The 21044-nt window shown below is 29.1% G+C and carries 18 protein-coding genes; 13 read left to right on the top strand and 5 right to left on the bottom strand.

Annotated features, from left to right (window positions below; all coding sequences use genetic code 11):
* Positions 1-56: 56 nt before the first annotated feature.
* Genes DIS07_RS04915 through glmS form a run of 3 tightly spaced genes read left to right on the top strand, consistent with a single transcriptional unit; the run spans position 57 to position 4350 of the window.
* Entirely contained in the window at positions 57-866 is an 810-nt protein-coding gene (locus DIS07_RS04915) for a glycogen/starch synthase (RefSeq protein WP_109404122.1), read from the top strand.
* 10 nt (positions 867-876) lie between these two features.
* Complete coding sequence (locus DIS07_RS04910; protein ID WP_181374536.1) at positions 877-2463, top strand: DUF4270 family protein; 1587 nt, start codon at positions 877-879, stop codon at positions 2461-2463.
* A 30-nt stretch (positions 2464-2493) separates the two neighbouring features.
* Positions 2494-4350 (top strand): glutamine--fructose-6-phosphate transaminase (isomerizing), encoded by a 1857-nt coding sequence (glmS, locus tag DIS07_RS04905; protein ID WP_109404120.1) that lies wholly within the window; start codon positions 2494-2496, stop codon positions 4348-4350.
* Positions 4351-4397: 47 nt separating this feature from the next.
* On the opposite strand, the gene DIS07_RS04900 is transcribed toward glmS, so the two are convergent.
* The 3 genes from DIS07_RS04900 to DIS07_RS04890 all read right to left on the bottom strand — a co-directional run bounded on the left by DIS07_RS04900 (position 4398) and on the right by DIS07_RS04890 (position 6459).
* Entirely contained in the window at positions 4398-5132 is a 735-nt protein-coding gene (locus DIS07_RS04900) for an energy transducer TonB (protein ID WP_109404119.1), read from the bottom strand.
* A gap of 132 nt (positions 5133-5264) precedes the next feature.
* A complete protein-coding gene (locus tag DIS07_RS04895) occupies positions 5265-5870 on the bottom strand; it encodes an NAD(P)/FAD-dependent oxidoreductase (protein WP_109404118.1) in 606 nt (201 codons plus the stop codon).
* Position 5871: 1 nt separating this feature from the next.
* Entirely contained in the window at positions 5872-6459 is a 588-nt protein-coding gene (locus DIS07_RS04890) for a MarC family protein (protein WP_109404117.1), read from the bottom strand.
* 84 nt (positions 6460-6543) lie between these two features.
* Between DIS07_RS04890 and DIS07_RS04885 the strand changes: the two genes are divergently transcribed.
* Positions 6544-7113 carry a DUF3109 family protein gene (locus DIS07_RS04885; RefSeq protein ID WP_109404116.1) on the top strand — a complete coding sequence of 190 codons (570 nt, stop codon included), beginning with the start codon at positions 6544-6546 and terminating at the stop codon, positions 7111-7113.
* A gap of 22 nt (positions 7114-7135) precedes the next feature.
* Here DIS07_RS04885 and DIS07_RS04880 read toward each other — a convergent pair whose 3' ends face one another.
* Complete coding sequence (locus tag DIS07_RS04880; protein WP_109404115.1) at positions 7136-9061, bottom strand: tetratricopeptide repeat-containing sensor histidine kinase; 1926 nt, start codon at positions 9059-9061, stop codon at positions 7136-7138.
* A 9-nt stretch (positions 9062-9070) separates the two neighbouring features.
* Complete coding sequence (locus tag DIS07_RS04875) at positions 9071-9805, bottom strand: LytR/AlgR family response regulator transcription factor (RefSeq protein ID WP_109404114.1); 735 nt, start codon at positions 9803-9805, stop codon at positions 9071-9073.
* A gap of 236 nt (positions 9806-10041) precedes the next feature.
* Between DIS07_RS04875 and DIS07_RS04870 the strand changes: the two genes are divergently transcribed.
* The 9 genes from DIS07_RS04870 to DIS07_RS04830 all read left to right on the top strand — a co-directional run bounded on the left by DIS07_RS04870 (position 10042) and on the right by DIS07_RS04830 (position 20963).
* The gene (locus DIS07_RS04870; RefSeq protein ID WP_109404113.1) at positions 10042-11310 is read left to right on the top strand and encodes a DUF4412 domain-containing protein; all 1269 of its coding nucleotides are present in this window, start codon (positions 10042-10044) and stop codon (positions 11308-11310) included.
* Positions 11311-11322: 12 nt separating this feature from the next.
* A complete protein-coding gene (locus DIS07_RS04865) occupies positions 11323-14004 on the top strand; it encodes a T9SS type A sorting domain-containing protein (protein WP_109404112.1) in 2682 nt (893 codons plus the stop codon).
* 156 nt (positions 14005-14160) lie between these two features.
* Positions 14161-14901: an energy transducer TonB gene (locus DIS07_RS04860; RefSeq protein ID WP_109404111.1), complete on the top strand. Its 741-nt coding sequence runs from the start codon at positions 14161-14163 to the stop codon at positions 14899-14901.
* A gap of 68 nt (positions 14902-14969) precedes the next feature.
* On the top strand, positions 14970-15716 hold the full coding sequence (gene deoC, locus DIS07_RS04855; protein ID WP_109404110.1) for a deoxyribose-phosphate aldolase: 747 nt from the start codon (positions 14970-14972) through the stop codon (positions 15714-15716).
* A gap of 80 nt (positions 15717-15796) precedes the next feature.
* Positions 15797-17869 (top strand): gliding motility protein RemB, encoded by a 2073-nt coding sequence (locus DIS07_RS04850; protein WP_109404109.1) that lies wholly within the window; start codon positions 15797-15799, stop codon positions 17867-17869.
* 200 nt (positions 17870-18069) lie between these two features.
* Positions 18070-18972, top strand: coding sequence for a heme o synthase (gene cyoE, locus DIS07_RS04845; protein WP_109404108.1), 903 nt, complete (start codon positions 18070-18072; stop codon positions 18970-18972).
* A 4-nt stretch (positions 18973-18976) separates the two neighbouring features.
* Positions 18977-19564 carry a cytochrome c oxidase subunit 3 gene (locus tag DIS07_RS04840; RefSeq protein WP_181374535.1) on the top strand — a complete coding sequence of 196 codons (588 nt, stop codon included), beginning with the start codon at positions 18977-18979 and terminating at the stop codon, positions 19562-19564.
* Positions 19565-19621: 57 nt separating this feature from the next.
* Entirely contained in the window at positions 19622-20602 is a 981-nt protein-coding gene (locus tag DIS07_RS04835) for a cytochrome c oxidase subunit 3 (RefSeq protein ID WP_109404107.1), read from the top strand.
* A gap of 19 nt (positions 20603-20621) precedes the next feature.
* Entirely contained in the window at positions 20622-20963 is a 342-nt protein-coding gene (locus DIS07_RS04830) for a cytochrome C oxidase subunit IV family protein (protein WP_109404106.1), read from the top strand.
* The last annotated feature ends 81 nt before the right edge of the window (positions 20964-21044 follow it).

Raw genomic sequence — 21044 nt, 5'->3', positions numbered from 1 at the left:
CGATATTAGCATAAAAATTTGTATTTTTGCGCTTCTTATAAAAAGAGTTTGATTTAATGAAGGACAAGAGAATATTATTTGTTTCCTCGGAAGTAGTTCCTTACTTACCAGAAACAGAATTATCATCAACAGCCTTTAATGCTGCGAAAAACGCACATTCTAAAGGAGTACAAACAAGAATTTTTATGCCAAGGTTTGGTGTCATTAATGAAAGAAGACATCAGTTACACGAAGTTATTCGTTTATCTGGAATGAATTTGGTTGTGAACGATATGGATATGCCATTAATTATTAAAGTAGCATCTATTCCAAAAGAAAGAATGCAAGTTTATTTTATAGATAACGAAGAATACTTTAAAAGAAAGGCGGTTTTTACTGATGAAGATGATAATTTGTTTCCTGACAATGATGAAAGAGCGATATTCTTTGCCAAAGGTGTTGTTGAAACAGTAAAAAAATTAAACTGGGCTCCAGACATTATCCACGTTCATGGATGGATGGCTTCTTTACTTCCATTATACATTAAAGAATTTTACAAAGAAGAACCATTATTTACAGAAAGTAAAATAGTTACTTCGCTTTATGAGAGTAGTTTTGAAGGTACTCTTAATGAAAAACTTTCAGAAAAAGTTAAATTTGATTTTGAAAGCGAAGATAAATTAGCAACAATTAAAACACCAAGCTATACAAATATTTTAAAAAGTGCCATAGAAAATTCCGATGCTATTATTCATGGTAGTGAAGAAGTTTCGGATGAATTAAATTCTTTTATAAAAGAGAAAGAGGTGGCCGTTTTAGATTATCAATCTGAGAATTTGAAAGAAAGTTATTTAAATTTTTATGCCGAATTAATTGAGGCTAATTAATTGTAAAGTTGTGAGAAAATATTATAGAAAAAGCACATTAGCTTGCGCTTTAGCTTTGTTATTTGTAAGTGTAATATCTTGTGAAAAAGATTTTGCAGAAATAGGAACAAGTGTTATTAGTAATACTAAATTTGGAGTAAAAGATACAATATTAGAGGTGTTTGTTACCCAGAAAGATATAGACGCAGTAAGAGGAGATAATATTGTTGTAGGTTCAACTGGAGATTTTTGGCTAGGTGTTTATGCTAACGATGATTATGAAAAAATAGAGTCATCTTTGGTAACACAATTAGCAACTCAAGGAAATATAACTTTAAATGATGGAGCCTCTGAAACAACAACCATTACGACCAGTATGGATAATGCTTTTTTAAAGTTTCCATACGTTGCAACTTTAAATGGAAAAAAAGATGTAACTGTAAAAATTAACGGAAAAGACAGTACTTTTATGGTGCCTTCTTACACTTTAGACAATGTTCTCGGAACAACTGCTAAAGGAGTAAGTTTAAAAGTTTACAGAAATAACACTTATTTAAGTGAACTTGATCCTCAAAACCCAGCCAAAGTAAACTCTTATAAATCAGATGCAGTTTATGAAAAAGGAGATTTGTTAAGTAAAGATGCTAACTTTACATTTATCCCTAATGCTAATGATACAATATATATTTATGACAGGTATTTAAAAAATGGTACGAGTTTTAAAGATACTTTAAAGTTAACAAATGCAAATCCATTTTTAACGATTCCTTTAGATGTCAATAAAATAAAAACAATTCTTTTTGACAAGATAAATTCTTCTGAATTAACTACCCAAGAGGCACTAAATGATTATTTTAGAGGATTAATTATTGAAGCATCTGGAGATGAAAATTCACTGGTTCCTTTTAGTTTTGTCAATCTAGGACAACAATTTTTAACACCTAGTTTAGAAATTAATTATACAAATACTGTTGAAAACAAGTCAACTAATGAAGTAATTGATACAATAAAAAACAGTATTTCTTTTAGATTAACAGGTATTCAAAATAGAATTTATAAAATGACTGACGAGGTGAATTCACCTTCTTCAAATCAAGTTATAATTCAAGGTATGGCTGGAAAAGGAGCAGAAGTAAAAATATTACAAGGAAATCAACTGCAGGAATTAAAATCTAAAAATTGGTTAATTAACGATGCAACTTTAACCTTTTACATTGATCAAAGTAGAGATACAACAGCAGTTCCTAATAGACTATTTTTATACAAAGAAGTACAGCAACAATCTGTTCAAATTCAAGATACCCATAGGGAAGGGTTTGCAACTTTTTCGGGGCTATTACAAAAAGAAAATAATAAAAATACAAGTTACAGTTTTAGAATTACAGATCATGTTTCTGATGTTTTAGGTGTTAACTCTCTTGAAAATTCAAATTTATTTTTAAGAGTTTATAATACAACAGACAACCCAATACTTAATAATGTATTAGACACTATTGTAAAAAGTTATAATTGGGATCCAAGAGCTGTAACTATTTTTAACCAAAACCCAAGCAACGGAATTATTAAAGGTACTAAAAAAGCCCAGCTAAAAATTTCGTATACTGAGAAAAAGAAATAAAATCAAACTTAATTAATACAAGTAATTGTTATGTGTGGAATTACAGGTTACATCGGCTACAGAAAAGCATATCCAATAGTAATTAACGGATTAAAAAGATTAGAATACCGAGGTTATGATAGTGCTGGAGTGATGATGTATGATGGAGATAAAATACATTTATCTAAAACAAAAGGAAAAGTTTCTGATTTAGAGGTAATCACTAATAAGGAAGAAGAAAGAAAAAAAGGAAATATTGGAATGGGCCATACTCGTTGGGCAACACATGGAGTTCCTAATGATGTTAATTCTCACCCCCATTTTTCTCAATCAGGAGATTTAGTTATAGTACACAACGGAATTATAGAAAATTATGATACCTTAAGAAAAGAATTAATCTCTAGAGGTTATACCTTTAAAAGTGATACAGATACAGAAGTTCTTGTAAATTTTATAGAAGAGATAAAAAAACAAGAAGGATGCAAATTAGGTCAAGCAGTTCAATTGGCTTTGAATAGTGTTATAGGTGCTTACGCGATTTCCGTTTTTGACAAAACAAAACCAGATGAAATTGTTATAGCTCGTTTAGGAAGTCCGATTGCAATTGGTATTGGTAAAGACAATTCTGAGTTTTTTGTTGCTTCTGATGCTTCTCCTTTTATTGAATTTACAAAAGATGCTATTTACTTAGAAGATGAAGAAATGGCTATCATTAAGTTAGGTAAAGGAATTAAAGTACGTAGAATTCATGATGATGCATTAGTAGACGCTAAAATTCAAGAGTTACAAATGAGTCTAGACCAAATTGAAAAAGGAGGCTATGACCATTTTATGTTAAAAGAAATTCATGAGCAACCTAAAGCTGTTATAGATACATACAGAGGAAGAATGTTAGCAGATAAAGGTATGGTGAGAATGTCTGGGATAGATAACCATATGAATAAATTCTTAAATGCTGATAGAATTATTATAGTAGCATGTGGTACTTCTTGGCATGCTGGTTTGGTTGGAGAATATCTAATTGAAGACATGGCAAGAATACCTGTCGAAGTAGAATATGCATCAGAATTTAGATATAGAAACCCAATTATTACTTCAAATGATGTGGTTATTGCAATATCCCAATCAGGAGAAACAGCCGATACTTTAGCTGCTATAAAATTAGCTAAATCTAAAGGAGCTTTTGTTTTTGGTATATGTAATGTAGTGGGTTCTTCTATTGCAAGAGAAACCCATGCAGGTGCTTATACCCACGCAGGACCTGAAATTGGTGTTGCATCAACAAAAGCTTTTACAACTCAGATTACAGTACTTACTTTAATATCTTTAAAGTTAGCTTCTAAAAAAGGCACACTATCTAAGTCTGCATTAAGAATGTACTTGCAAAAAATGCAGTTAATTCCTAATAAAATAGAAGAACTTCTCAAGATAGACGATAAGGTTAAAGAAATAGCAGCTGTATATAAAGATGCACCTAACTGTTTGTATTTAGGAAGAGGTTTTAATTTTCCGGTTGCTTTAGAAGGAGCTTTAAAGTTAAAAGAAATATCTTATATCCATGCCGAAGGGTATCCTGCAGCAGAAATGAAGCATGGGCCCATTGCTTTAATTGATGAGAATATGCCAATTTTTGTTATTGCTACTAATAAAGGGCATTACGAAAAAGTAGTGAGTAATATTCAAGAAATAAAATCTAGAGCTGGAAAGATAATTGCAATAGTTACAGAAGGTGACACTACAGTTAAGGAAATTGCAGATCATGTGATAGAAATTCCAGAAACAGAAGAAGCTTTGACTCCTTTATTAACAACAATCCCTTTTCAGTTGTTGTCATATCACATTGCTGTTATGCTAAATAAAAATGTAGATCAACCGAGAAACTTGGCAAAATCTGTTACCGTTGAATAATAACGTTAAAATTTTAATAAAAGCCTGCTTTTAAAAGCAGGCTTTTTTTATTGTCTAACTTCAAATGTAATAGGAATACTATAACTAACTCCCACAGGAATTCCTCTTTGCTTACCTGGAGTCATTTTAGGTAAAGAACCTATAATTTTTGTTACTTCTTTTTCTAATACTGGGTGTGGTCCACGTGTTTTTACGTTAACCACTTTTCCAAATTTATTGATTGTAAAGATTACAAATAATCTTTTTTTACCAGCTTGTAAACCGAGTCTACTAGCTAAACCAACATCAAATTTTTTTCCAAAGTGATGTGTTACTTTTTTTGTAAAACATTTTTTTAATTGATTATTATTCCCTTTACAACCTGGATACACAGGCACGTTTTCAATTAGAATAAAAGGAATATCTTCTACAACTTCTTCTGCTTCTTCAATTTCAACAATATCCTCGGTGTTTACTACTACTCCTTCACTTTCGTCTGTTTCTGTAGATTCTACAACAGTTTCTTCAATTTTTAAATCGTCTTCCACTACTTTTATTTTTTCAACAATTGGTGGAGGTGTTTTTTGTGGTGGAGGTTTTATTTCTTGAATTTCAATGATTGGTATATCTTCTTTCATGTCATCCACCATATTAGCATGCCCTAAGCTACCCAAATCATTTTTATCAAATGTTTTATGTTCCATCAAAGAGTATGTTATAAATAAGGTAAGTGTTAAACCTATTTGTAAGAAAATTTTACTATAATTTTCTAATTGCTGTTTTGGATTCTTTTTAATTTCCATTTTATAACCCTTTAAAATTTATAAATATAATTTTGCTATTTAAAATATTTTTACAAAAATTATCAAATTCTTAAAAATTTGACTTTTGATTATAAAATTATAAATTAAAATAGGGTTAAAATATGATTTTCATCATAATTTGTCATGCACTTTGGTTGGTGTATTATTATTCCAAAGCGTAAGAATATCAGTAGCTACACTTGCACCGCTACCTGCCGCTATAGCAAACTGGCTTCTCCATCCAGCGATAGTGCCACAACAATATAATCCAGGTTGAATTAAATGGTGGTTGTTTTTTAGTTGAATTCTATCTTTTAAAGGGTTAGCTCTTTCGTGAGGAATTAGGTATTTTTCAAGTCCAATGATGTTAAAGGGTTTGGAGTAGTTTAGAGCTATAATTACATTATTTGAAAAATAAGTTTTTTTATTTGTGTTTACTTCATAGCCTAATTTATGTGGTAATACAGATAAAACTTTTTCTTTCTCTATTTGATTAATATTAGGGTATAAATAAGATAATTGCTCTTTACCGTCTTGTAAAATATCCTTTCCAAGAGTTTTTGGTTTTAATCCTAATACATTATTAAACAAAGCATCTTGTAGATGAGAAGTTCTTTGATGTAGTATAATCCCGATTTTTTTATTTTGAGCGTATATTTTATTTTGAGCAGAACCTAAAACAAAAGCACACTGCATTCCTGAAACTCCTCCACCAATTATTAATACATCAAAATTCATATTAAACGAATAACTCTTTTATGTTGGCTGCAAAAAGTTTTACAGCTATAGCTAATAAAATTACCCCAAAAACTTTGCGAATAATTTGAATTCCTGTTGGACCAATCAGACGCTCTATTTTAGAAGATGTTTTTAAAACAATATATAAAAAGATAATATTTAAAACTACTGCGATTATTATATTTTCAATTGCAAATTCTGCTCTTAAAGATAATAAAGTAGTTAAACTTCCTGGGCCAGCAATTAATGGGAATGCTAAAGGAAAAACTGTAGCTGTAATTGAAGCAGAACCACTACTGTCATCTTTATAAAGAGTAATACCTAAAATCATTTCTAAAGCAATAAAAAATAAAATAAAAGCACCAGCAACCGCAAAAGAATTCACATCGATGCCTATTAAATTTAATAAACTTTGTCCAACAAAAAGAAATAAAATCATAATGAAACCAGCTATTAAAGATGCTTTTTCTGATTGAATATGACCCACTTTTTTTCTTAAATCTATAATAATTGGAATGTTTCCAATAATATCTATCACTGCAAATAAAACCATAAATGCAGTAAGAATTTCTTTATAATTAAAATTCATCACACTTTTAATTTTTTGCAAAATTAGTTAACTAATTTTATGAAAACAGAAAAAAAATGAAAAATATTAGTTTATTTTTGCGAAATGTTTCAGTTAGGAAAGACAATAGTTTCAGAAGATATTATAGAAAAAGACTTTGTTTGCAACTTATCCGCTTGTAAAGGGGCTTGTTGTGTAGATGGAGAAGCTGGTGCTCCTTTAGAAAAAGAGGAAACCAAAATATTAGAGAAAATATATCCGAAAGTAAAACCATTTTTACGTAAAGAAGGTCTAGAGGTAATAGAAAAAGAAGGCACTTGGACAAAAAGTGAATGGGGAGAATTGGAAACCCCACTAATAAAAGGTGCAGACTGCGCTTATGTAATTTTTGATGAACAAAATACCGCCCTTTGTGCTATCGAAGAAGCTTATAACCAAGGAGAAATTGATTGGAAAAAACCTGTTTCTTGTCATTTATACCCAGTCAGAGTTAAAGATTATAGCGAGTTTGCTGCAGTAAATTATCATAAATGGGAAATTTGTGATGACGCTTGTTCTTTAGGTAAAGAATTGCAAGTGCCAATTTATAAGTTTGTAAAACAAGCTTTAGTAAGAAAATTTGGTGAAGATTGGTATTCTGAATTAGAAAAAGTGGCAGAAAAGCATTTAGAATAATTTTTTTATTAGAAATAAAGAATTATTGTAATGGAATTCTTAAAGCAACTTTAGTTCCTAGCGGGTTTTTATTTTCATCGACCAAATCGTTAAAAATTAAACTAAAAGGGTTTTTAAAATCTTTAATAAAGTTATTGAGGCGCTCTTTGGTTAGTTCGATACCTATCGATTTTTTATGAATTACCTTATTAGATTTTATTTTGGCCGAAGCTGTTCTCCCAATACCATTATCTTCGATATCAATTTGAATATATTCTTTAGAGAGTTTAAAAACACTTAATTGTATGGTTTTATCTCCTTTTTTTGACGAGAGACCGTGCCAAAGAGCATTTTCTAAAAAAGGTTGCAATACCAACGGAGGAACTTTTATTGTAGAAATATCTAAATCATCTTCTACTTTTATCGTGTAATTTATTTGGTTAGAAAACCTAATATTTTCGATGTTCATATATAAATCTATAATATTTAATTCTTCTTTTAAAGAAACCTCTTTAACTGTAGAAGATTCAAGAATTTTTCGAATTAGTTTAGAAAATTTATTTAAATAATGAACTGCATTTTTTTGTTCGTTATTTACAATGTAATGTTTAATTGAGTTTAATGCATTAAAAATAAAATGAGGATTCATTTGGCTTCTTAAAACATCTTGCTCTAGTGTTAAAATCTTTTTTTCTTTATTCAAAGAGATTTGTCTGTACACAAAATATAAAACAGTTGCTAATAATATTAAAACGATAAAACTGATAATAATAAAATTTCTGTTTTTAGAAAGTTCTAATGCTGCAATTTCATTTTGTTTTGCTAAACTTTTTATCTGATTTGACTTACGCTCACTATCGTATTTAATAATTAAATCGTTTACATATTTAGAGGTTTTGTCGTTTAATAATTCGTTTGCTGTAGCGGTATACTTTTTTTGATAATTTAAAGCTTCTTTATAATTTCCTGTAAGCTCGTTAAATTCTGAATAATTTGTATAAATCTCGGTTAAAGCAGTTTTATAGTTTCTTTTTTCAGCAATTTTTAAACTTTTTTCAAAATGTTTTTGGGCTTTATTAGTCTTTTTTGTTTTAGTATATAGCCATCCTAAGTTGTTGTTAATAAGAGAAATATAATATTTATTCTTAACGCTTTTAGCAATAGGGACAGCATTTTTTAAGTATTCCTCTGCGATTACATAATCTCCTTTTTTAATATGAAGTTTACCAAGCCTATTATAACAAATCATTCTACCGTAATGATTATTTATACTTTGATCTATAGCCAATGCTCTTTTAGTATACTCAATAGCCAAATCTAGACTGTCTTGTGCTTCTTTTACTTTCGCAATATTTTCATTATTGATAGATACAGACCATTTGTTTTTAGATTTTTCTGCAATATCGATTGCTTTTTTAAAGTTTTTTTCAGCTAAAATATATTGTTCTAGCAAGAGGTAAATATTACCAATACTATTGTAAGAAACCTCCATACTTCTTAAAATTCCGGAATTAGGATTCTTCTTTTTCTCGGCAATTTCTAATGCTTTTTTATTAAAGTTTATTGCAGAGGTGTAAATGTTTTTACGTCTATAATCTACACCTAACATGTTTAAGCTAAATATTTCGAATTCATCATTTTTATTATCTTGAGAAATCTCTAAAGCTTTTTTGTGAACTTCAATTGCTTTGTTGTAGTCAGAATATTTTCTATAAATATTGCCAAGTTTAATGTATTCGTATGCCAAACCATCTTTATAATTTTCTTTTTGAAACCTTTCTATAATTATTTTTACTTTGGTAGAATCTCTTTGAAAAGGTTTTAATAATTTATCTATTTTTTTATACGTGTTAGGTTTTGTAGTTAAAATATTATCAACAGTTATTTTGAAATCTGTTTTTTTCTTTTGAGAGAAAGCACCAAAAGTCAAATTAAACAAAAGAAGATATATTATAAAATAATTTTTCATTTAGGTATTTTAAAGCTTTTCTAAAAAAGCAGATTTTTTTTGTCTTGAAACTGGAATTTTAGCGTTGTTCTCTAAAACAACATAACCATCAGATTTAATAAACTCTTTAATTTTATTTAGGTTAATAATATAGGAGTTGTGAATTCTAAAAAAGTAATCGCTAGGTAATAATTCATCAATTTCTTTAAGTTTTTTTGTAACCACCATTTTTTTATTCCCTAAAAGAAATAGTGTAGAATAATTACCATCAGAAGCAACATAAATAATTTCTCTAGGTTCTAAAAAAACCAATTTTCCATCTGTATTAATTGTAATTTTTTTATGATTTAGTTTATCATTAAACTTTAATAAGATGTCTTCAAATTTATCTGCACTAAACCCTTTAGAAATATGTTTTTTTACTTTAGTTAAAGCATCTCTTAAATCATCTGTATCTATAGGTTTTAAAAGGTAATCAATAGCCTCTTTTTTAAGTGCGGTAATCGCATATTCGTTGTAAGCAGTTGTTATTATTACAGAAAAATCTTTTTTTTCTAATTTTTCTAAAAACTGAAAACCATCCATAGTTGGCATTTCAATGTCTAGAAAAAGACAATCTATTTCAGAAGCTTGTAAATACGTTAATGCTTTTTCTGGTTCGGTAAAAGTGGCAACAACTTCGAGTTCTTCTTCGAAATTAGACAACTCCCATGATAAACCTTGTATAGCTTTAGGTTCATCATCTAAAATTACTGCTTTTATCATAAAGATCAATTTTATCAAATTTAAAATTAATTTTTAAAAAACAATTAAAGCATGTGTAAATTGATTCTTTTTCAAAGAAAATAGTGTTATTTAACTTATAAATGGAGAATCTCTTATAAGAAAAACGAATTACCATTTATACAAAATATAGAACAACTTATACAAAACCTCTTTGTCTTTATTAATAATAATGAAACATTTGTGTATAATAAAATATTAACCCAAATACAATTATTATGAAACTGATTAAAACAATTTTGTTGTGTTTTTTCCTTTTAGGAATTAGCAACCCTACGAATGCACAAATTTGGAAAAAACTTAAGAAAAAAGCACAAGAAAAACTTTCAAAGACAGAAGATAAACTCATTGATAAACTTGATAAAAAAACTGACAAAAAAATAGACGAAACCATAGATGGTAAAAAGAAGAAAGAAAAAAAGATCATTCAATCTAATGAATTACCAAAATTTACAGGAGGTTCTGGGGTTTTAAAATTATACAGCCACGGATACGAATATATAAGTAAAGATGTTGCTGTTTCTGTATATGGTAATTTTTCAAAGAGTAATTTATCATCATCTGTAAAAACATACAACGAAAATAGAGTTATAAAACCTGTTGATGCTTATCCAGAGGGATATGCACTTGCTTTTAATGGTAGTGGTTTTTTAAATCCAAAAGGAGGTCAAATTACGATTCATCATGCAGATAGCACTAAAGTAGTTTTCTCTGTAAAAGGAACTTGGAATACCATAGAGGGTAATAAACCTGTTGCAGGTTCTTTTGTGAGCTTAAATGTTTCTGAGATTGTTGATAAAAGAATTAACAACAACTCAAATAACACCAAGATTAAAAATGAAACAAATAAGAATATAGAAAACGAAAATTCAAATAATAATTTTTATAAGAATAATAGAAACAATTCAAATGTTGCTATACCAAGTAGTTTTTCTTTTACCTCTAGTTTAGAAGTAAAAATGACTTCAAGTAATGGGGGAAGTGCTGATTTAGAGTTTCTTTTAGGGAATTACTCTAACATTTATGCCATGTCTGTAGCAGCTGGAGAAATGGGGAATGGCGGAAAGGTCTATAATGTAGTTACACCAAATAGCATTACAATGTTTATGGATGTTGGTGGGATGAAGATGAAAAAAACAGTACCTCAACAACAATTATCTCAAACAAATTTTGGAAATAAAGTACCTGCAAATCCCGATGAATTGAAAAAAACAGGAAAAACAAAAACGATATTAGGATATACTTGTTATGAATATAAATACATTAACGAAGGAGGTTATGTAAGTGTTTGGGCAACGAAAAACTTCCCTATGAAAAACACAAATATTACCATGTTAGGAATGCGAGAAGGTGGAATAATAGAAGGTTTTGTTTTAGAAATAGATATGAAATCTAAGAATGAATCTGGTAATATGAAAGCGATAAAGTTTAATAAAAATAAAAGTGTAAAGATTAACACTAATGAATATAAATCAATGGGATTTTAAAAAATTAGAACTATGAAAACAATTTTATATTTAGCAATTTTCTTTTCAGCTTTCAATTTAAAGGCTCAAGAAGTTTTTATTCCTGATGCAAATTTTAAAGCCTATCTTTTAGCTAATAATTCTATTAATTTAAATAAGGATAGTAAGATTAGTATAAGTGAAGCTAATAATTATTCTGGAACAATTAGTGTAAAAAATAAAGGAATTACAAATTTAAAAGGAATAGAAGAATTTATAAATATTACAACTCTAAGATGCGATGATAATTTTATTACAGATTTAGATTTATCAAAAAATGTAAAGCTAACAAATTTAATCTGTAGAGATAATTATATTAAAAACATCAACTTAAGCAATAATAAAAAATTAAGAGAAGTTAATATTACAAATAACAAGATAACTAATATTACAATAGTTAATAACACGGATTTAGAAAAATTTTATGCTGATGAAAATGAACTTACAAGTATAAATTTCTTATCTAATATAAAATTAAACACCTTATACGTATCTAAAAATAAATTAAAAACAATCGATGTAAGTAATAACGTGCTTTTAAGAGAGTTTTATTGCAATGACAATGAGATTGTTTACTTAAATGTTACAAAAAACCCAGAGCTAAAATCTTTATACTGCCAATCTAATAAAATTGTACACTTAAACATTTCAAAAAATACAGTTTTAACAAAACTAAACTGCAGTAACAATCAACTAGGTGCTTTAAATATTGCAAACTCAAATAATTCAAGTATTCAGCTAATGAATGCCAAAGAAAATCAAAATTTATCTTGTATTCAAATAGATGCAAATTTTACACCAACTGCAAATTTTCAAAAAGATATAACTTCTAATTTTGACTCTAATTGTGGAATTCCAACTACGAATAATCCAAATGGAAGTTCAACATGTTTTGATCCACCAGTTATAAAATATTTTAAAGGATTTTATCAAACCACAGAATGGATGAAAACTGGAGGTCAAAAAATGGGTAATGGCCTTCAATCGATGTTTTACAGAATACAAATACCACAAAACAGCAATGGAGGTTTAAGAACACTAAATGTAAGTTCTTGTAAGTTTGATAGTTCTAAAGGAACTTTATATGTAGCTAAAGGAGATTGTGATAATTTAAATCAAGATGCAAAATTTGCCAAAAGTTGTAGTGGAGGAGGTGTAACATATTACAATGGTGCAGCTAATGACAATACTACATATACCATTGAGTGGAATAGTGATCCACAAGGAAGTCAAATAGATGCAGCTGCAGACCCTTTCTTTTGGGAATGGGAATATAATGGCCCAGAAGCCTGTGAACCGGCTACTATAAATGACATTCAGGTAGATAGGGAAAACGGAAAAGCAACGATTACCTTTACAGAAAATGGTAATAATGGTAATTATCAAATTTATCTAGTCGAAGAAGGTGAATATCCACTATTAGGAGATACCAAAAAAGTTGTTGGAGCATCTCCAGCAATTATTTCAGGGTTAAAAAAGAATAAATATTATAAAATATATATTTCTGCACCTTGTAGCAATTCAGAATTTCAAAGTGGTTTTGGGGTTTATGACAATGAACTTTTTAACACTTTTTCAGATACTATGCCAGAAAATGATACTATTTGTGATGCTATAGAAATTGAGTTAGATAAGCCATCTGTTTCAAATGCTTTTGTTAATTTAAATGCTACTACAGAAATAAATGAACCCACGGGAAGTTGTTTTAACAGTAATGCAGAACAAACAGTTTGGTTTCAGTTTATTGCACCTACAAGTGGTAAGGTTAAAATTACTACAGATTTAAACCCTCAAGGAACAAACGATAATACAGAGATAGCTCTCTATAAAAAACCGACAAATTGTTCAGATGCCTCTACTTTAGGAGCAGCGTTAGCTTGCAATCAAGATGGAGGAACTGTTGGTGATGGAAATAATTCAACAATAATTAAATCTGGATTAACACCAGGTGAACGCTACTATGTTCAAGTTGGTGGTTCTACAGATGGTTCTTTTGGATTAGAAATACATACGTTACCAGCAGACACTCAAACAGAAGCAGTTTTATTACCAATAGATAACCCAGCAACAGAATATAGTTTAGCAGATGCAACTTATTCCGGGATAAATACAAGTTGTGGAACACCTATCTTAGATTATTGGATCTCGATAATTGCGCCAGAAAGTGGTAAAATTTCAATAAATGTAATTACAAACACACTAAAAACTGCAAAAATTGATATTTATGAAATAGTAAATAATGTGTTAACCAGTTTAGGTGTTTGTGGAGATGGAAACTTATCTTTTAAAACTTCGCAAACAGGAACTCAAATTACAGGTTTAACTCCAGGAAAACAATATTATATTATGGTATTCCCAGAGGTAGGAAAAGAGTTTAATAGCTTTTCGTTAGAGGTTAAAGACGCTAACACTCTTTCAACAAGCCTAGAACTATCTTTAGAAAATCTATTAAGTATATATCCAAATCCTGCAAAAGATAATTTACAGATAGAAATGAAAAATTCACAAAAAATAGATGAAGTTCAAATCTTTTCTGTTGTAGGTAAAAGAGTTTTAAAAATAAATGTTAATACTGATAAGACGTTATTAAACACGTCAAAATTATCTAAAGGAATTTATATTTTAAAAGCAAAAGTGAATAATAAAATAATATCAAAAAAATTAATAATAAATTAGGATTACATTATAAAAAGAGAAAGTTAAAAACACAATTCATATAATATTGGGTTAATATGTATAATTGTGCAAACAGCATCAAAGAAGTTTGATGCTGTTTTTTTATGGCACGTTATTTGATTTTAACAAGTCTTTAACATTTAAAACTTTCTAATTATGAAAAACCTAAAAAAACTACCAACCAAACAATTAGAAAAGTTCTCTAACATTTTTACACAGTTAGGGCTTGTATTAGTGCTCTTTATCGTTTACATCACTTTAGAGCACCAAACCGTTCAGAAAACAATACCCATTTCAGATGTTTATGAACCCGAAACGGTTTATATAGAACCTGATAGAGTAGTAAAGTTTGTAAAAGAAGTAAAATCGAAACCTAAGAAACAGACTCCTAAGAAAGTTCAAAAATTTTTTCCGGATGAAATTAAGAAAGGTGATAATGATTTACCAGAAATTAAAATATTTAACACCTCAGAAGAAGATCCACAATTAATAGATATAGAGAATGTGCAAGTGGTAAAAATTGAGAACCCTATAATTGAAGATGTAGATTTTATAAACATACAAAATGCACCTATTTTTAAAGGATGTGAAAGTTTAACTGAAGAGAAAAATAAAATTTGCTTTGAAAGGAAAATGAAACAGTTTGTTCAACGTAATTTTGATATAGATTTAGCTAGTGATTTGGGTTTAAAATCGGGGAATCATAAAATTTATACCCAATTTGTTATTGATAAAAAAGGTAAAATAGTTGATTTAAAAGTTAAAGCTACTCATAAACAATTAGAAAGAGAAGCCAATAGAATTATACTTAAAATACCAAAATTTACTCCTGGTAAACAAAGAGAAAAACCAGTAAGGGTCAAATATACTTTGCCAATTTTATTCAATATTCAATAAAAATAGTTTACCCAACCTTTGGTTGGGTTTTTTGTGGAATCTTTTTATATTTTGTTACTTTTGTGAGTATGAGAATCAATCAATTTTTAGATGCTACTTATTTAAAAACAGCAAACCAAGCCAACCTTACGGAAGAAGAGAATCGACATAAAGTGGTTAATTTGGTTAATGAAGCAATACTTTATGATTATAAATTAGTAATGATTCGTGCTAAACATATTCCCTTAGCCAAAGAAATGCTAAAGAATTCAAAAAAAAGAATTTTAATAGGAACAGTAATTGGTTTTCACGAAGGGACTGCTACTATCAAAGAAAAAATAGAAGAGGCTAAAGAAGCAATTTATCTAGGAGCAGATGAATTGGATTTTGTCATAAATTACAAGGCACTTAAAGCAGGAAATTTAGAATTGGTAAAAGAAGAAGTGACTAAAGGCATAGAATTATGTGTAAACAATAAAAAGGTAGTAAAATGGATTATAGAAGTAGCAGCCTTATCAGAACAAGAAATAGTTGTAGTTTCGCAACTAATTAAAGAGATTGTTTTGAGTAAATTTGAACAAAAAAATGCTAAAAATGTTTTTGTAAAATCTTCAACGGGGTTTTATAAAACAAAAAACAATTTACCAAATGGAGCTACATTTAAAACAATGAAGCTTATTGCCCAACATGCAAAACCTTTAAAGATAAAAGCTGCAGGTGGAGTAAGAGATTATCAAACAGCGCTAAAAATGATTTCTTTAGGAGTGGATAGAATAGGTACTTCTTCGTCTAAAGAAATTGTACACAAAGCACAAGCTCCAAAATCAGATTATTAGCTTTGATGATAAAAAATTTGATATTTTTAAGAATGTTACCAAAAGTATTAAATTAAAATAAATAGTTATAAAATTATAGAATGATAAAAAGATATTTACTCCTAGTTTTATTATTTCCTTCAATTCTGTTTTCTCAAATAGAAAGGTTCCCAGTTTTTGATGTCTGCAAAGGATCTGAAATAGAATCTTTAGAAAATTGTTTTTTATCAACAACAAAAAAACATTTTTTTGCTGATTTTAAGGTTCCTCCAATTGTAGAAAATGAAAATTTTGTTGGCACAATAAAAGTTGTTTTTGTAGTTACAGCCAAAGGTGATTTTGAGGTAATTTTTGTGAATACGCCCTACAATGAAATAAAGAATGAAGCAAAAAGAGTTTTTAAAAATTTTCCAAGAATTACACCAGGTTGGTACAATAACCACGCTACAGAAATGAAGTTCGTATTACCCGTTCGATTTCCAATAACAACTAACGCATCAAAATTAAATATCACAAGAGAAGATAAAGCCATAGACAAGAAAGAAAACTTATTGGATGTTGTCGAAAAAAGTAGAATAGCAGACTCAACCTTTTTAGAACATAATAGTCATTTGAATATTCCTTTTACGCACCAACGATATGTAGATTATGAATTCGCAATGCATAAAGTTAGTGGTACACATACTGCTTCTAAACCTTATACTTATAATGAAGTTAAAGAGTATTATAATATTACAAAAGAAAAAAAGAAGTTCTTAAAACCTAACAAAAGAACTTGGGTTGGTAACAAAATATGGAATGAACATTTGGTGCAAGTTAAAAAGAAAGATTACTGGCTTACGATAGATTTCCTATTAGACACTCAATTAGGAAAAGATAATTCAAATTTAGCCTATACGTTTAATAACACCAGAGCTTTGAATGTTAATGGAGCTATCGGCAAAAATTTCTCCTTTTCTACAACTTATTATGAGAGTCAAGGAAGGTTTGCGAGTTATATTAATAGTTTTATAGAAAATCCAGCTTTAAATGTTAGGCCAAAAAATTCTGAAGGTTTAGTTCCAGGTAGAGGGAAATCTAAAAGACATAGAACAGACTCTCATGATTATCCTGTAGCTGAAGGGTATTTAGCTTATACACCTAATAAATATTTACAATTTCAATTTGGTAATGGTAAAAACTTTATTGGTGATGGCTATCGTTCTTTTGTTTTGTCTGATGTTTCATCTCCAACAACTTATTTAAAATTAAAAGCAAATATTTGGAAATTTCAGTATACAAACATTTGGATGTGGAATACAGAACCTTCGATAACATCTATATCAGATCCAAATGAACACGCCAGAAAATACATTGCTACTCATTATTTAAGTATTAATATATCAAAAAGACTAAATTTAGGTTTTTTTGAGACAGCTATTTCAGCAGGAGAAAGTGGCTTTGATGCAGGTTTTTTAAATCCATTAATTTTTTATAGATCTTTAGAGTTTAACAGAGGTGAAGATGCAGGTAATGCAATTTTAGGATTAACAGGGAAATATAAACTAAATGACAATATTTCTCTGTATTCTCAATTAATGGTAGATGAGTTTTCTTTTAACAAACTAAATTCTTTAGGAAGATGGGAAAACAAGTTTGCAATCCAATTAGGTACAAAATATTTTGATGCGTTTAAAGTGAAAAATTTGTTTTTACAATTAGAATATAATTATGCAAGACCGTATACATTTGCACATAAATCACCAATTTTAAATTATGGTAATTACAGCCAACCAATGGGGCATCTTTGGGGTGCTAACTTTTGGGAAGCAGTAGCTATAGCTAGATATAAAAAAGATAGATGGAGTGGTGCTGCTAAAATTATTATTGGAAAAAAAGGGTTTGATCTTCAAGATCAAGTAGTAAGTTATGGTGGCGATATTTACCAATCGTATAATATTCGCTTTAGTGATACCGATAATGTTTTAGCGCAAGGAAATACTGCAAATATCTTTATTGCTGATGTAAACGCGAATTATTTGGTAAATCCATCCAACAATACCAATTTATTTGCTAGTTTATCTTACAGAAACTTTACTCCTAATACTTCTTTAATTGGTTATCCTAAAGGAACTAACGTTTGGTTTTCAGTAGGAATTAAAGCAGATTTATTCAATTGGTATTTCGATTTTTAAAAATTTATCATATAATTTATAAAGAATAAGTAATTTTATATATATTTGTAATGTGATTTTTAAGTAAATCACACTTTTTCTTTTTCATAGCAATTTTCCCACTCATTTTTTGAGTGGGTTTTTATTTTATATTAAAAGCTTCTTAAATTTTATGGTAAAGTCATATTTATCAAATATCTTTGCAAACTAATAGTTGCAAAATGGATTCAGCTGTAATTACAGATACTAAAACTTCTATGAAAGCTATTTTTTCGGACTTTAAACAACTTACCAAAGTTGGTTTATCTCTAAGCGTAGTTTTCTCTTCTGTTGCTGGTTATCTTTTAGCAATAGATGTAATCAATTATTTTACACTTTTTTTATTGGCTTTAGGTGGTTTTTTTATGGTGGGTGCATCAAATGCGTTTAATCAAATTATAGAAAAAGATACAGATGCTATTATGAAACGTACTCAAAACAGGCCTTTACCTACTAGTAGAATGTCTGTTAAGATTGCACTTACTATTGCGATTTTATTTACAGTTTCTGGAATTGCTATATTGTATAGTATAAACCCAAAGACTGCTTTATTTGGTGCAATTTCTATTTTTTTATATACAAGCGTATATACACCTTTAAAATCGGTGACACCCTTAGCGGTTTTCGTTGGTGCAATTCCAGGTGCAATTCCTTTTATGTTAGGTTGGGTAGCTGCAACAAATCAATTTGGTATAGAAGCCGGTTTTTTATTTATGATTCAATTTTTTTGGCAATTTCCTCATTTTTGGGCAATTGGCTGGTTGCAGTATGAAGAGTATAAAAAAGCAGGTTTTAATATGTTACCAATGAACACTAAAGACAAAGGTGCTGTAAAACAAATTATTTTTTATACAGTAATTATGATTTTGGTATCTATAGTTCCGGTTTTAAAACTATCAGGAGCTTTTTATATACATCCAATAACAGCAATTATTGTTGCGCTTTTAGGAATATATATGCTGTATTTTGGAGTTAAATTGCATAGAAGTGAAGAAAATAAAGATGCTAGAAAGTTAATGTTATCAAGTATATTATACATTACTTTAGTACCTATTATTTATGTAGTAGATAAATTTTTACATTAAAAAAATGATGCAGGATCAAATTGTAAACCAAGAATTAATTGTAGCAAATAAAAAATCAGCAAAACCTATGTTGTGGGTTTCTATGATTAGCATGGTAATGTTTTTTGCAGGATTAACAAGTGCTTATGTGATTAGTATGAAGAGAGATGATTGGGTTTCTTTCGATTTACCTCAAGCTTTTTTTGTGAGTACTTTTTTAATTGTGGGGAGTAGTATTACATTGTTTTTATCACAAAAATCCTTAAAAGAAGATAAAAGACAACTCTCTTTAATATTTGTAGTGGCAACTTTATTGCTTGGGGTCGGATTTATTTGGCAGCAATATGTAGGCTTTAATCAACTTAGAAGTGTAGGACTATTTTTTACTGGTCCAGAAAGTACAGTATCAACTTCTTTCATCATTGGCATTACATTTATGCACGTTTTACACCTTATAGCAGGGGTTATCGTGCTTTTAGTTGTTATTTATAATCATTTTAAATACAAGTACAAATCAGACAATATGCTTGGGTTTGAACTAGGTGCAATCTTCTGGCATTTTGTAGATATACTATGGATTTATCTATTTTTCTTTTTCTATTTTATCAAGTGATAGAAAATGATTAATTTTGGCAAACTATTTTTAAGACTAAACTAATAGAAAAATTATATGGAAGCAAACATTGCTATACCTACAGAAAGTAAAGATACTTGGAGTGGAGGAAGTGCTAAACCCTTCGGAGCAAGTTATGGTAAAATGATGATGTGGTTTTTTATCGTATCTGATGCATTAACATTTTCAGGGTTTTTAGCCGCTTATGGTCTAACTCGTTTTAAATTTATAGACTCTTGGCCAATTGCAGATGAAGTCTTTACACACATCCCTTTTATACATGGAGATTACCCAATGTATTACGTTGCTTTTATGACGTTTATACTTATTTTCTCCTCAGTTACTATGGTACTAGCAGTAGATGCAGGACATAAAATGCAAAAAAGTAAAGTTGCTTGGTATATGTTTGCAACTATTATAGGTGGTTTAATATTTGTTGGTTCTCAAGCATGGGAATGGAATACTTTTATAAAAGGATCTTATGGTGCTGTTAAAACAACAGATGGTAAAATTTTACAGTTTGTAAAAGACGGTCATCAAATTGCATTGTCTGATTTTGTTGTTGGTGAAAGAACCGACGGTAGAGTTCAACACGAAAGAACAAATGGATTATGGTTTGAAAAAGAAGCTACAATATCTTCTTATTCTATAGATCAAGTTATAAAAGGATATAACGCAGATCCATCAATACAAATAAAATCAGAATTAATTAATGCTGATGAAAAAAGCAAAGTAATTCTTTCTAGAGAAGAAGGATCTGCTCAATTAGCAAAAACAAAATTGGTTGTAGAGGGAGCAAACTTAAAGGTAAATGAGTACGGAAATACCATTTTTGCAGATTTCTTTTTCTTCATTACTGGTTTTCACGGATTCCACGTTTTTTCAGGAATCGTAATTAACATTATTATTTTCTTTAATGTAATCTTAGGTACTTACGAAAAAAGAGGACATTATGAAATGGTAGAAAAAGTAGGATTATATTGGCACTTTGTAGATTTAGTTTGGGTATTTGTATTTACATTCTTCTACTTGGTATAATTAAAAACAATAACAAAAGATGGCACACGCACACGAATCTAATGTAAAAAGAATATGGATAGTATTTGGTTTACTATCTGTAGTAACTATAATAGAAGTTGGTTTAGGTATCGTTAAACCTGAGGCTTTACACCTTACAAGTTTTTTAGGAACAAGTCCTTTAAACTGGATATTTATTATATTAACTTTAGTAAAAGCATACTATATTACCTGGACTTTCATGCACATGGAAGGTGAAAAAAAATGGTTTAGACGCTCTGTAGTTTGGACGGCAGTTTTTCTAATCTGTTACTTAGTAACTTTACTTTTAATAGAAGGTGATTATTTGTATAGTACTTTAGCACCATTAGTAAGATGGTAATTTAAGAAAATATTAAGGTGGTTTTAACCACCTTTTTTTAGCTCTCATAGTATCTTTGTAATTAGATTTATTTAAACAAAA

The organism is Polaribacter aquimarinus, assembly GCF_003129485.1.
GTDB classification, from domain to species: domain Bacteria; phylum Bacteroidota; class Bacteroidia; order Flavobacteriales; family Flavobacteriaceae; genus Polaribacter; species Polaribacter aquimarinus.
The sequence above is the reverse complement of the archived record's forward strand: the minus strand, read 5'-3'. Positions and strand labels throughout refer to the sequence as shown.